Here is a 13,644-nt window from a genome sequence, read left to right on the forward strand (position 1 = left end):
TCTGGAGATATGCAACAATTTTCCCACATCCACTGCATAAACTACGTAAATAGGATTAATATAAACTGTACATAACTTTTCACACCCCCAAGTTCCAGCGAAACAAGATAACGCATCGAGACGGCAACATTTGGTACCTGATCGCTTAAAGCAGCCGGATCTGTGTTCAAGTTATGACGTAGTATTTATCTAAATTAAAGCTTCAAGCAAATATGCTTGGTAGAGATATAAGAAGTAAAAAAACCAAATTGCTGCCCAAAATGAGCTGTATGTTTTTCGAACAGAAACGGTTTAATACAGTAATACTTGGGGAGCTAGTCTTTATCAAGTTAGACATTTGTCTTATTGCAATGGTTATGTTCTAAACGCGGTGATTTACAAAATGCACTCAACACCCCAAAAACGGCAACAGCCTCATTAAGGATAAAGGCTAGTTTTAGAATAAACCCAGATGAATTCAACGCTGAGGCTGATCTTGATTTAGATACTTGCTTAATTGGATCAATGCGGAAGAAATACTCGCGTGATCTTCCCAGTCCAAGTCTTGCCAGTTAACACCACAATCAATTTTTGTAACATCATTTGTAAGCAAAGTCTTCAGGGCCGAAGCTGAACGAATTGGCTCGAGCTTATAAATATCACTCGCGGGTTTACGGATCTGATGCTTGCCTGTTACCCGGGCATAAATTGATTCCGAGATGGTTTGCTTATCCAGCGCATTAAGCGCTTTCTTACCATGTGTTTGTTTATATTCAGACTCAACAGAAGTGACTATTTTTTTTGCTTTTCGAAAAGATAACGAGCAGCCTTCTTCGTAAGCTCTGAGCACGCTCGGATAGCGAGTCAACACATTGTAATTATCATAGGCCCCCATAGAGATACCCAGATTTGCAGCCACTTCCTTAATGGTGAGTGCTTTATGCCCGGCGGATTTACGTGCTTTGTTCAGTGCGTTAATCTCGCTCAATGCATTTTGAAACGCCTGTAACTTACCATATTGCGGTAAGTCTTCACGACTCGCGTTTTCCTGGAATTGCTTAACCTTAGTAAACAAAGGTCTGCGATCATATACCTTGAACTGCTCATAAGAGTCATACCCTTTTGCATACACCAATGCAAAAAATCGCCTGTGCCCGGTCAATATTTGAAAGTCCCCATTTTCAATAGGGTAGATCGTTGGCACCTGAATCATTTCACATACTGCAATGTTGTCACCCAACTCAACTATTGTGTCTATGCTTTTTTGCGCTTTGCTCCATTCAAAGGAGCCATATTTCATACAGTTTATAATGCAATTTTTACCAACAATGATACGTTCTTCAGCTTCATACTTTTCCACGAGTTGTCGCTTGGAGAGTCGCTTTTCGATGAACAACTTAGCATCTTCATCTGATATTAATGCGCAAGGCAAAAAGCGGCCGTTAGTTGGATCTGGTTTTACTTTACTGAGAAATACAGTTTGGTACTCAAAAGATTCTCGATGCAGCGGGTCTTGGCTGTTTACTAAACTTACAAATATTTTTTCCATTTTATTCATTGCTGTCCATACCTGTAAAAAGCACGTTTTTCGTTTAACAAAGAAACGCAAGCAAGAACGACTCTAAGGAGACCATGTTCAATGGCGGTGCGCCGTTCGTTTAGTTTATTATTATTATTTAACTTAGACACTGGGTAGAAAAATTCGCTTAAACTTACACACATACATAAGCATGCGATGTGCATTACTGTAAAACATTGATGCGTTCCTATCAACCTGAGTCAGTTTGCTCTGTTCATTACTAAAACAAATTCATAACATTTGAGGCAAAGGTATAGTCGTTGTCGCGGATTACTGCAAGCATGCTGATGCTTAGTACACACAACACTCCGCATCACATATGTATAAGTGTCTTAATAACCTGACAGTTGACTTAGCCTTGGCTTTGACAAAGTGACGGCGTGTCTAATTAACACCCAAACGCACGAGTGGGTGTTGCCTTTCTGATAAAAATCATTATAGTGGCAACCAAGTCGGCATATAGCGCAGCTTGGTAGCGCACTGTCATGGGGTGTCAGGGGTCGCAGGTTCAAATCCTGCTATGCCGACCATTCTTCTCCCCCTAAAAGTTTTCTTTATTCTTAGAAGTCATCCGAATCCAGTTTTATAATTTCTCAAACTTTAATGCCCAATATGACTAGGTCATTGATAACCATGACTTGTTTCTAATAAAAGCCAAAGAGAAGCAAATAAAATTACTTAATGTCAAAAAAACAAAACTCAAACACTGGTCAAGCAACAAAAAAACTCAGCCTGATGATGCGCCACCCTACGTTGAGGGAGACATAAGACCCGTTACAATTCCCTCTATTACTATCTCTATTCAGCTCTGCGGCGAACATGATTTATATCGAGTCAACCTTATCTGAGGCCTACCCTTCACTCCATCCTAAAAACTCAACCTACCACATATCAAACTTGAGAAATGCCTTTGGCTTTCATCAAGTGCACAAAGACCAGGCAAGCTCGGGCAACGATTTATCTATTTGAGGCTAGCAGACACCTCACTTACCGTGACCTTCCCTCCCCACCCATCATCTATCAAAGGTATTACTACCATTAAAAGAACGGTCGTGCTATAAATAGACTTAATGTAGTAGTGAGTAATATATGAGTAAAGGTAAACAGACCCGCGATAATATTTTAAGCGTCGCTTTTAAGTTAGCCAGTGAGAATGGCCTGGAAAGCCTGACGATAGGCGAGCTGGCTAAACAATGCGGTATGTCGAAAAGCGGCTTGTTTGCGCATTTCAATGCAAAAGAAAACTTGCAGGCAGCAGTTGTTGAATATGCCAACGAAATATTTATACAGCGAGTTATTGTGCCTGCCCGTGCTGACAAATGCACTTGTTATAAAGAAAAAATTACAACGCTACTAAATCACTGGCTCAACTGGAATCAATCATTTCAGGGCAGTTGCATGTTCTTAGATGCCTGGCGCGAGAAATGCGTTAACCAAACACCTGCGCAACAAGTGCTCAAGCAGGCCATAGAAAGCTGGTTAAGTTATCTGCAAATTCAGATAGGAAAAGGCATAGAGAACAAGGAGTTTAGATCTGACTTAGATCCAATACAAGCCACTTTTGAGCTCTATGGGCTGTATTTGAGTGCACACTTGTATCACTCCATGTATGGACAGGATGAGAGTACAAAACGATTCTGGCTCGGTGTAGAGCGTTTAATACTAGACTGGTATGGAAGTGACTAACTCTAACACCTGCAGAGTAGAGTAAAACAGGATAAAACACTGGCTGATCACCTTCAGCCTTTTTTTGAACACATTAAAAGCACGACCGTTCGTTTTAAAAGTTAACAAATTATGGTTGTCAGGTAGAGGAATAAATATGAGTGACAAAATTTACTTTAAATCAGACAGTAGATTTAATTTCAAAAAGCACATGCTCAATGTGATGACACGCGCGCATCACAGAGTCGCTCCCAGACACGCAGAGAAAACCGCAACTAAATTGCTGCTCACACCGGTGCGGGCAAAACCGAAAAATACAGTACCAAATGATATGATTGAGGCGAGTATCCCCTCCCGAGAAGGCTTTCTTAAAACCTATCAGGTCGGCAGCGGGCCTGTTTGGGTATTAACTCATGGCTGGTCTGGCAGTGCCAATCAATTCTTCCCGTTAATGCAATACATCGCACAACAAGGTTATACCGCTTTGGCCTTTGATCACCCAGCGCACGGCAACAGCGAAGGCTCTATGGGCCACCTGCCCGCTTTTGTATCCGGGCTTGATACGGTGCTAAGTAGCACAAATGAAATTGAAGGTGTTATTGCGCACAGTATGGGCTGCGCTGCTGCAATTGAATGTAAACACCCTAAACTTAATAACAAGCCACTGCTGTTAATTGCACCTGTATTAGATTATGTCAGTAACCTGTTTGGCAGTATTGAACGTTCCGGCTATTCAATGCGCCTGTTTCGTTCTGTGGTCAGTAAAGTTGAAAGTGAGTACAACTATCCAATGGCATCAGTGGATCCATTTGAGAAATTAAAAAACAGAACATCTCCGTGTATTATCGTGCATGATAAATATGACAGGTTTGCACAGTTCACCGTATCTAAACGCGCAGCCACTGAAATGTCTGAGGTCAAACTGATAGAAACGCAGGGGCTGGGTCATGGTCGGATATTGCAAAGCGAGCAAGCACGAGAAGCGTTTGACGAATTGATATCGGCATAGACAATAAAACTTGCCCTGCCAGATGCTGCCTGTTTATGTGCGCAGGGCTATTAGGATAATGCTCTAATCTGATCCAGAGCACCTGACACAGCATCAACAAGCGCACCCTAATTGGCTTTAACGTCCAAAGCCGATGTCTGGTTATTTTCCCGGCAATTAACTTCAGACAACCCCTCACAAGCTTATTGCAAAGGGAAGGCTGATACTATTACCGTTTTATTTCCAACCCAGTAACCACTTTATCCATGACCAAAACGGTGAAGGCGGTGAAGGATCCCACTCTTCTACTTTTTGAGGTACTCCCCAATCCTTCACAAAACCGACTGAATGCTCAATAATAAAATTGACCGTTTGTTCCTTTACTTCTTCATGGTACGCCGCCACTTCTTTAAAAATAGCCGCATCCGGGTTACTGATCGGGTTAAATGGACCAGTCCCTTTTATCTCCTTACCAGTGAAATTATCCACGTATCTGTAAAAGGCCGACGCATTATTTGGATTTTGGGTCATGTCCTTTAATTCAATTTGCCCAAGACGCCACTGTAACGACTGCCAGGCAGACAGGGTAATAAAGGCCACAAACTCATTCTTACGATCTTCATGATGTTTTTTATGAACGTTGCGATTCAACAAGTCATGCCACCAACTTGCACGGATCACCATATTTCTATTCGCCAGCTCCAGCGCGCAAAATGGCACGATGTAGGGCAGCGCATAAAAAATCGCTTCTCCATCAACTTCGTCTGAGTCCCCTTTTTTAAGGCTTGACTGGATACTCTCGAACTTCTCAACAAACGTATCCGACAGGTTATTTAACTTGTTAAAGCGTTGCCCACCACGAAAATCATTGGCCTGCCTAAAGACTTCCGTCACCCCGTTGTAGTGACCTTTTATTTCATTCAATTTTGTTTCAAGGATACTTCTGTGAATGGCTTCATAAACACGCTCTTTTATTTCAGCCCAGATATCCAGTTTGCGTTCGGTCAGAACACCGATGATTGCCGAAAGCGCGCTACCAACATAGGGAATTGCAGAGATCCCGGCAAGGGCCAGGCCCCGTGCCATATCCTCAAACTTCTGCTCCACTTCGCCTTCTGGTGCCGCGCCCAGCAACATTACCTCACCGTCTACCTTGAGTTCAAATTCAGGCCCTTGCCCATCAAAGTCCGGCTCCGGGCCCTCTGGTTTTTCATTGTCGTCTTGCATCAACATAACACTCTCCATATATTATCGTTTGAAATACAACCTGTAACATTCCACTGTTGAGTGTATATCGTGTCCATAGGTACAGCCACCTGACACAACCGGTGTACACTAAGTTTGTTTACACATCATCTTTTTCATCCGTTAATACAGGACAATTCCTGGACTCTGAATAAATGTGAAAGCACGAATAAACACAATAATGACCGATGTTGTTTAGAAGGCCGTGATGCTCAATATACAGTTAGGCTTACATAAAGGTGAGGTTGATATAGGACGCTGTACTGTACAGAGACAGTCCAACTTGTTTGCGAATAATGGGCTAACACAAGGAATGAATAAAGGTTTACTTTGAAACCATAAAGCCCGGACTTATCCGGGCTAAGCTGCCTTATCAACAGATGTATGCTGTCGGACAAAACACGGGAGCAGTGTGACACGCACCATAGTCTTTACTGTAAGCACTGGCACCACCTGCAATTTGATTGGTTTGCTGTGCATTGATGTTTTTGCCGGGACTGAGCGTTTTTAGTTTAACCTTTTTAAGTTTCATGTTGTTTCCTGTTGTAATGCTTTAATTGTTAATCGACTGATGATGAAGTCACAATGATCTGACTGTGCTCATCAGTTAAACAATGTGTTTAAATTAGCAACAAATATCAAGCACTTTTACCCGCTTTATCTGTGTATTATTTTAGGTAATTGTTTTTTAAGTTGTTTGTTATATTGAACTTTTTTCACACAAACAATAATGACAGCGTTAGACTTTTGGACTAAGGGCTCCATTTAAGCACCATTAAAACAACGAAATCGTCGTTCGGCGTTCACAATCAAAACCTTATTCAAAAAGCGCCTTAAAGTAGTCCCACAGCCCCAAAGATTCGCCTGCAAAAATATCGATCCCAAGCCAAGATTTAAGCAGATAAAGCGCAACAAAAACGAGACCGATTAAAACCAGTCCAACAATCAACAAACTAGCCAGGAAAACAATGGCCGCAGTAAAGCGTTCGGTGTTAGTCAGGCTACGTCGGTTGACGCCTCCCAGGAAAACGATATAAAAACTCCAGGGTAAAAACGGTAACGCCAGTGTCGGCCTGAAATCAATGGCATGACCCCGCCAGTCCCGGGTATTAATGACCTTTTGCAGTGCTTTACGCTGTTTGTAGCTAAAGCTTGCCGCTACTTCGGGATCCATTTTATTAAGCAACTGCTTAACATGAGTATGCTGTTGATCAGAACGGTTACGCGTCATCAAGCCTCCAGAGCTACCGGTTCACAAGGAGCTGAAACGGTCACTGATTCAAAGTAAGCAATAAGAACACATGACCTCAACAGCCCTGTCATATGCTTTGCCATAGCTTCCTTAAGTTTAGACACACCAAGGTTAACGTTCAAAACCTGCTGCTTAGATAGGTTATTGCGTTTGTAACTCCCCCATTTACTGGCTCTGCCTTTTCCTACTCTTATCTAGGCGTTGAACAAAGATGTTGCAGTTTATGGGGGAGCTACAGCAAGAAGTGGACATTTTAAAATTTGACTAAAGCGCCAGGGAACGAATGACAAAGACAAAACAATGAGTTGGATTGATATTTTTGAGATTTTAAACAATGAGGCAAACTCCCTTCCATGTTCTTTTCTGCAGTTGTGGTGCAAATGCATATAGATGGCAAACGCTTCATGTTCTTTCACTATTTTAAGTCGGTACTGATCGCAATTTTTGCCGCTCACCTAGCAGACAGCTTTTGCGACTGACGCAGCCTTAATGAGGACCTGAAGATCGGTACCATCGGCACGGCCGCATATGCAGCACCGCACCTGCTGGAAAGATTCAATTAAACTGGCTAAGGCTGTTATCGAGAACCCTGGGTTCTGTTTAAGGTATTGTGTAGGGGGAAGTGTTCATTAAACAAATGAAATACTCCGGGAAACGCTTCTGCTATACTAACAATCTAATTTAAAAAATTACCATGTATATCACGCAGCTATTACGACAATTAAACACAAGTGATAGCTTCTTTACCACCTGATTGTGCTGTACGCATTGTCAACGTGAATAGTTTTAAATAACGATTAAAACCTCAACTTCACTGATGTCGCCTTGATTATGACTTCGCTCCCTGGTAAATCAATCAGCTGCCGGTACTTTCACTTTTACCATTTCAAAAAGTTTTTCAATCTTATCGTCCAACTCTGCAAATGTTTCGTCACTAAAATTTCCATACTTTATAGCTAGTACATTTTTACACCGACGCCTTTCAAACCAGCCACAGTGCTTTGACAATAGTTCTATATCACCATCTAACTGACCCGATATCTTTTTCAATGCATCTTGCTCAGTTTCTTGGGAAAACTTCAAAAGAACTTGCTTCATCCACTCTTCATCTATTTTATCCGCAAACTCATTAGCTGTATTATTTAAATAAGAAGAGCTGACATCTGCAATGGATTCGAGATTCTCCTTACCTGTTAAGCGATAAGCCAGTACTGGTGATTTTTGAGATAGCTCCAATAGCGCATCTTCAAGATGCTTAAGTAATCTTCCTGCAATATCAGGTTTTGAAGCTTTAGAAATATTCAAAAAATAACTTTCAACAATGCCTCTTAGTTGCATAGCTAACTCTTCATAGGTAATCACTACTCCTTGCTCATTCAATCTATTCAAATAATACTTTAAGTAAGCATCCGTAGATTCTTTTTCGTTAAACAATGAGGCATTTAGCGAAAACCTTATTTCCAATAAAAGATAAAGAACTTTCCTTGCACTACGCTTCGACTCAACCCGAACTCGATATAAATATCCAATGCTGCTCATTAATGCTGCGAGCACTAAACCCGCTACACCAATCAATGCAGCTACTATTTTAACCTCACCTTCCATTTATAAACAAACCCTATATATCTAAGTAAAAATCTCAATTAAAATCTAAAAACCCTATGCATTTACCGATAAAACAACCTTTCTGGCCCACGGGAACTTTCTCTTTATTATATAAATATTCACAATATCCCTTCTTATCAAGAAGGTAGTCACTAAAATCAATGTAGATGTATTTATTTGAAAATAAAGCTGCGCAAAAGATAACAAATGTTAAAAACCATGAAAGCTTCATGGAGTAATACCGGCCCAAGTACTTAGAAGTTGGTACCACTAGTAGTCGCCATAGTAGTAGCAATGTAACTACTCCCAACCCACCCCCTATCCATAAGTCACCTTTGCTTACTGGGTTTTCTATATTCCCTGTAGTAACTATTCGATTCATTGCTAACCAAAGTAAACATACAGCGAAAAAGTTCAATACCGAATATGTTTGCATGACTTGATGAAAATACAACTTATGAATTCCTTTTTTCTTTGCACAGGTGAATGTAGAAGCAAAAAACCAGTACATCACTCCAAAAAGAAGCGCCTGAGCCCCCATACTAAGTGTCAAAAAAACTGGATTAATAATTTTAGGAAAGTCAAAGATATCAATTTTCTTCAATATCCAATCGAGCGTAACTGTAAAAGTAGTTACCAAGACTAATGATTGAACTAAGTTATACCCAGCTTTATTCAGTGGTGCTGCTTCCCATTCCCCATCCATGATCTCAGGTCGCCTCACAAAGTGATACATACTGCAAATAAACTCATAGCCGGGGAGTGCTTCCAAAGACTTAAGAAAAAACATTTTTATTTCCCTATTTGTGTTATCACCGAAAACTCTTACTGGAACATGCACTACAAAATTCCATTGCCCTTTAGTGATATGACTCAATAACTTTGTTTACCATTGTTAGAATCGTATATTCTCTAAATATGGGTGTATATTGAATGGAAGCATATTTGCTTGAGCCAGAATAACTGAGATAAGTACATAAAATATATTCAACTCTTGTCAATGGTAAAGGAGGCCAGCGGCAAAAAAATGACAGGTACCCGTGCAGATAGAATTGTAAGAATCTTTCATCGTTAGTGTCCTTTTAACCCAGCATGTTTCAGCCAATGCTCTTCGCTAACGATCTTAATCGGCGCAGCTCCAGAGTCTCTGTACTCCATGGCTTTTTCTATTTTGCGGCCAAACCCTTCATGTGCCCAGGTGTCAGTTACATATGTGCCAACCACCAAGTAGTCGAGCCTTTTTGTTACCAACTTCTCATTATTGCCACCCAGTTGCGTAATGATATTCTCACACTCTTCCCTGGAACCGTGCGCAAAAGACCCTGTGAGTACAAAGTTATGCCCTTTAAATTCAATTGGCGGCGCTGGTTGACACAATGGCAATGAAGCTGGTTTTGCGACTTCTCCAAGCTCTACGGCGTCACCGCACAATGTACCGAGTATCTGAAGAAGCTCCGAAGATTCGTTTTCGTCCAGCTTTCCATCGGATAGCATATCCGACACTTTATCTAGTAAGTTGGTGAGTATAGGACTTTCACAACCCATGTTTTGGACCAGCCATACTTGCAAAAACTCGGCCTCTGCCTGATTCACATTCCCATCTGCGATTAAGCCTTTAGCAAGGCCAATGAGCGTATCAAGCACACGATCATGTTTTTTGGTTGAACGTGGTTCAGTTTGCATTACGATACCTCTGCCTTTATAGGCAGTACCTCCCGTAATCAGGAGTTCGAGAAATTCCATTTGTGTGCAGGTCTTTCTTTCACTGCGGGTATAGTCCCCATTAATGTTCCCATAAACATCATAGGTCACGGTGCCCTCATGCATCGCCCCGTTTTCCATGTCCCAGCCCATTTCTATTGCGTAAAATACCTGAATCCAACCAAGTCCATCCCTGCGTTCGTAGAGATCACCAGCCTTGAAGTTAAGACAAAGCTTCTGGGTCCATCGCATCACTGGCTTTTTATCTTCAATGCGCTGAGCGAAGAAAATACCAAGCGCTTCGCGATGACCATAAAGCACTTTGTATTTCCAGTGGCTGGTTTTTAAGATGTAATCACCGTCGACTCGTTTAGTTTCACAAATCAATTGTTTTGAGGCACGAGCGCGGGGTTTCCAACGTTTTACCATATCGGCCATGTAAGCCAGCTCGTATTTGTATTCGGCACTTCCAGACTTAGTTTTCAGTTCCTGTTGATCAAACATAAGCATTCCTTGTTAACAACCAATAAGATGCTAACTTAATGCTGAAATTGTAACAATATGGTTATTGATACAGTGGTTGGGTTGTTATTTATTGGATCTTATTGAAAATTATGCAGAGTCACCGCAGGACAATGGAAAAGTGTCTTTAAAGATTGGATCTGTATCTTTATTCAATTAGTGGAAGCAATAATAAATTCCAAAAAAAATAAAAACCCTGATAACTTACCCCCCCCCTTGGCTAAACAGGGCGATACTCTATAATGCGAAATTAACAGGATGAGCTGTTGGGAATACAACTCCCGTAAATCGTCAAAATTGAATTCACTATTAAGGATATGAATGAACAACACTACCAATCCCCTTACCGCCAAAAGCATACCATTTCATTTGGACAGACTTATTGTAGCTATAGCAGAACCTACACTTTTGTTCCCTGGCGATTTTGAAAGTTACAATAAGTTTCCTGAACTAGCTGAAACACTTGATAACTTTTTAGCAAATGCTTACCCAAGCAACTGTGCTCCTCCGGAAGATTTACAAGCCAAATTTGACGCTTGCGAAACTATACTGATGCACTTAAGAAAAAATAACTTTATCAAAGATTGGCGTAAACGTGAGGATGATGAGCTAACGCCAAATCGTACCAAAATCAGAAGACATAACGGCTATTACTTAACTGAAAAAGGCATGGACCTATACTTAAAAGTGCAGGCACACAATGATGCGGAACGTCGCCACTCAGACTCCGTAAAGCACAACGTAATGACTAGGTACATTTCGATTGCTTCTGCTCTCATATCTATTGCCGCTGTTTCAGTGTCGGTATCTGTGGCCACCCAAAATATCAACTTAGCCGAGAAGCAGCTTGAAATAGCTTTGATGAATACAAACATCAATCACACCAGATTAGAATTACAGCAGAAGCAAATTCAAAATACAACGTCCAAGCAGCATCCGGCTGTCCAGAATAACTCTGAGACTAGAAAGACAGAAGAATCAAATAGTGACCTCAAAAAGCCCTAGGGTTTAAGCCCTTATTTAAATGTACGGTAGCATACGAGTACCACTTTAAAACTCTAATTAAAAAGGATTAACGGCGAGTACTATGACCAGCAAAACAACACTTCAGATTATTGAGCAATTAAAAGAAACGAGCCACCCTCCTATCGTCCTCCTGGATGGTGACTGGGGCATTGGTAAAACTTACTTAATAGAGAACGAGCTGCGGCCTATTATTGCAGAACAACCAGAAGTGTTCGGGGAATATCATTACATTTCAGCCTTCGGGATAACTAGTGTTGCGGAGTTCCTAGACCAAGTAGTCTCTCTCTATATATCTAATCAACGAGAAGGCTCTAAGTACCTGCAAGGTGTAACCAAATTTAGCGATAAGCTAGCGCAAATGTGCGGCGCTGATAAGAACACAGCCGGAGTTATTCAAGGCACCATTGCTGGTGTAACTGGACTCCTGCGCCAAGAGGCTATTAACAGAATAAAAGATATAACTCTTGTTATTGATGACTTAGAGCGGCTAACCGATGAAAAGCTAATTGCTGACATCATGGGTATATGCCTAAAGTTTGCAGAACATAACAAGCTCAAAATTATTGCCATTGCGAACGTAAAAGCACTTAAAGCTGAGTCAAAAGTTGAAAAGGTGTTTAGTGATGTCATCAGGCTCAACAGAACAACTGAAGAGCTTCTGAATATTGTTGCAGATATTTACAATGAAAAACTAGATAATACGCTTAGGCAAGCCTTATTTACAGCCTTTAGAGGAGCTGAGGTCCATGATCTTGATATCAAAAATTTGCGCGTTATTAAGCGAGCAATAAATCGAATCATAAAGCTGCTAGAAAAAGTTAATGACATAAAAGGAGTTGATAACAAGAAGAGTACGGAAATTCTAGCGCAACACATAGTTCTGACTACTCTGTTCTGCTACACACATACACTTAATTTAGGTGCTTTTTTACAGATAGGAAAATCCAGTCAAGAATGGCATAAGACTCTATTAGAGAAAGAGTTGGAGATAAGAGATAAAACTCAAAAGGACGATAGAGGAACCGTAAAGGATGAAAGTAAAGAAAGTGCTGCTTGCAAACAGTTATACTACCTTTTTCAAACCTTTAATTTAAAGTTTAATATTAGTTTAGTTGAATATTGTTTTACTAACGTGCTACCTGATGTTTCCGATAAAGATTACATTGACCGTTTTCAACTTCCGAGAATTTATCATCATATTGATATCATAAAACTGAGTGGCTTTTATTCGTTTGAATCAGAGGAAGAATTTGAAAAAGGTATTAGCAAGGTTGAAGAGTTACTCTTCAAAGAGTACAGAGTAAATTGGGATGACTGGATAACCTGCTGTGATAGATACCTAATGTTGCAAGGAAAAGGATACTTCGACAACACTTGTTCCGCAGATGTCTCCCAAAAGCTGATTAATAGAATGCATGAAAATGAAGTAATTAACTTAGACACAGTAATCAGAGACAGATACTTACCCTGGCGAATCTGTTCAGAGCAACTATCTACCAAAGAGTTTCAGGTAGCTATGGCAATAATATATGAACGTGCTGAAGTGTATCAACGTAGGCAACTCAAAAACGTATTCTTACAAAACTGGCGACAAACCTACACTAGCCATAGAGGAAAAATTGAACATACCCCATTTTTTGATATCTTCGATGCTAAAAGGTTCTCAGATGCCGTTACTAAATGGAGTAACTGGGAGGTTATTGAATTTGCGGGCCTCATAAAAGAAAGGTACAACATCAGTAATCAACCTGAGAAAGACCGAGCAGAACTAAGTATTCTTAAAGACCTCTCTCAGCAATTAATGATAAAACGGCAGGAAATAAACGGGAGAATGCAAAGAGGAGCAATATTTGAGCTAGTCACGGAGCTTGATAGATCAGTTGCCAAAATTGAGGAAAGACAAACACGATCTCCCTAGTGAGTGGTGTCAACTCTAAGGCAATCAGAGCTTAATTTGAATTAGTTCCGACCAGACCTGACATTTCGATTTGAAAAATTGAGAGTTACCCGTTTTGATAAAGGTGTCGAATCTTTGTTCAAAACAACTAAGGAGTAACTCTCATGTTACATACTAACAATCCA

11 protein-coding genes and 1 tRNA gene are annotated in these 13,644 nt (G+C 40.7%); 5 read left to right on the forward strand and 7 right to left on the reverse strand.

Annotated features, from left to right (window positions below):
- Positions 1 to 457 precede the first annotated feature (457 nt).
- On the reverse strand, positions 458 to 1,528 hold the full coding sequence (locus tag IY568_RS23345) for a hypothetical protein (protein ID WP_323744777.1): 1,071 nt from the start codon (positions 1,526 to 1,528) through the stop codon (positions 458 to 460).
- Between the two features lie 483 nt (positions 1,529 to 2,011).
- Here IY568_RS23345 and IY568_RS23350 point away from each other — a divergent pair.
- From IY568_RS23350 to IY568_RS23360, 3 genes are all read left to right on the forward strand, one after another.
- Positions 2,012 to 2,088 (forward strand) — tRNA-Pro (locus tag IY568_RS23350).
- A 559-nt stretch (positions 2,089 to 2,647) separates the two neighbouring features.
- A complete protein-coding gene (locus IY568_RS23355) occupies positions 2,648 to 3,244 on the forward strand; it encodes a TetR/AcrR family transcriptional regulator (protein ID WP_194868847.1) in 597 nt (198 codons plus the stop codon).
- A gap of 136 nt (positions 3,245 to 3,380) precedes the next feature.
- Entirely contained in the window at positions 3,381 to 4,232 is an 852-nt protein-coding gene (locus IY568_RS23360; protein ID WP_194868848.1) for an alpha/beta hydrolase, read from the forward strand.
- A gap of 216 nt (positions 4,233 to 4,448) precedes the next feature.
- On the opposite strand, the gene IY568_RS23365 is transcribed toward IY568_RS23360, so the two are convergent.
- From IY568_RS23365 to IY568_RS24980, 6 genes are all read right to left on the reverse strand, one after another.
- Positions 4,449 to 5,444, reverse strand: a complete 996-nt coding sequence (locus tag IY568_RS23365) for a hypothetical protein (RefSeq protein ID WP_125561271.1) — start codon at positions 5,442 to 5,444, stop codon at positions 4,449 to 4,451.
- Between the two features lie 385 nt (positions 5,445 to 5,829).
- A complete protein-coding gene (locus IY568_RS23370) occupies positions 5,830 to 5,988 on the reverse strand; it encodes a hypothetical protein (protein ID WP_155946329.1) in 159 nt (52 codons plus the stop codon).
- A gap of 285 nt (positions 5,989 to 6,273) precedes the next feature.
- Entirely contained in the window at positions 6,274 to 6,687 is a 414-nt protein-coding gene (locus tag IY568_RS23375; protein ID WP_010385337.1) for a hypothetical protein, read from the reverse strand.
- Between the two features lie 873 nt (positions 6,688 to 7,560).
- Complete coding sequence (locus IY568_RS23380; protein ID WP_194868849.1) at positions 7,561 to 8,313, reverse strand: hypothetical protein; 753 nt, start codon at positions 8,311 to 8,313, stop codon at positions 7,561 to 7,563.
- 34 nt (positions 8,314 to 8,347) lie between these two features.
- A complete protein-coding gene (locus IY568_RS23385; protein WP_194868850.1) occupies positions 8,348 to 9,103 on the reverse strand; it encodes a hypothetical protein in 756 nt (251 codons plus the stop codon).
- A gap of 281 nt (positions 9,104 to 9,384) precedes the next feature.
- Positions 9,385 to 10,518, reverse strand: coding sequence for a BRCT domain-containing protein (locus IY568_RS24980; protein ID WP_228553543.1), 1,134 nt, complete (start codon positions 10,516 to 10,518; stop codon positions 9,385 to 9,387).
- Between the two features lie 339 nt (positions 10,519 to 10,857).
- Here IY568_RS24980 and IY568_RS23395 point away from each other — a divergent pair, with 339 nt between their 5' ends.
- Together IY568_RS23395 and IY568_RS23400 are read left to right on the forward strand one after the other, a co-directional pair.
- Positions 10,858 to 11,541 carry a hypothetical protein gene (locus IY568_RS23395; RefSeq protein ID WP_194868851.1) on the forward strand — a complete coding sequence of 228 codons (684 nt, stop codon included), beginning with the start codon at positions 10,858 to 10,860 and terminating at the stop codon, positions 11,539 to 11,541.
- Between the two features lie 82 nt (positions 11,542 to 11,623).
- Complete coding sequence (locus IY568_RS23400) at positions 11,624 to 13,480, forward strand: P-loop NTPase fold protein (protein WP_194868852.1); 1,857 nt, start codon at positions 11,624 to 11,626, stop codon at positions 13,478 to 13,480.
- Positions 13,481 to 13,644 lie beyond the last annotated feature (164 nt).

Source organism: Pseudoalteromonas sp. PPB1 (assembly GCF_015356275.1).
GTDB classification, from domain to species: Bacteria; Pseudomonadota; Gammaproteobacteria; order Enterobacterales; family Alteromonadaceae; genus Pseudoalteromonas; species Pseudoalteromonas rubra_D.

Coding starts and splice junctions, on each gene's coding strand:
- IY568_RS23345 (WP_323744777.1), bottom strand. CDS start 1,528: ATGGAAAAAATATTTGTAAGTTTAGTAAACAGCCAAGACCCGCTGCAT.
- IY568_RS23355 (WP_194868847.1), top strand. CDS start 2,648: ATGAGTAAAGGTAAACAGACCCGCGATAATATTTTAAGCGTCGCTTTT.
- IY568_RS23360 (WP_194868848.1), top strand. CDS start 3,381: ATGAGTGACAAAATTTACTTTAAATCAGACAGTAGATTTAATTTCAAA.
- IY568_RS23365 (WP_125561271.1), bottom strand. CDS start 5,444: ATGTTGATGCAAGACGACAATGAAAAACCAGAGGGCCCGGAGCCGGAC.
- IY568_RS23370 (WP_155946329.1), bottom strand. CDS start 5,988: ATGAAACTTAAAAAGGTTAAACTAAAAACGCTCAGTCCCGGCAAAAAC.
- IY568_RS23375 (WP_010385337.1), bottom strand. CDS start 6,687: ATGACGCGTAACCGTTCTGATCAACAGCATACTCATGTTAAGCAGTTG.
- IY568_RS23380 (WP_194868849.1), bottom strand. CDS start 8,313: ATGGAAGGTGAGGTTAAAATAGTAGCTGCATTGATTGGTGTAGCGGGT.
- IY568_RS23385 (WP_194868850.1), bottom strand. CDS start 9,103: ATGTTTTTTCTTAAGTCTTTGGAAGCACTCCCCGGCTATGAGTTTATT.
- IY568_RS24980 (WP_228553543.1), bottom strand. CDS start 10,518: ATGTTTGATCAACAGGAACTGAAAACTAAGTCTGGAAGTGCCGAATAC.
- IY568_RS23395 (WP_194868851.1), top strand. CDS start 10,858: ATGAACAACACTACCAATCCCCTTACCGCCAAAAGCATACCATTTCAT.
- IY568_RS23400 (WP_194868852.1), top strand. CDS start 11,624: ATGACCAGCAAAACAACACTTCAGATTATTGAGCAATTAAAAGAAACG.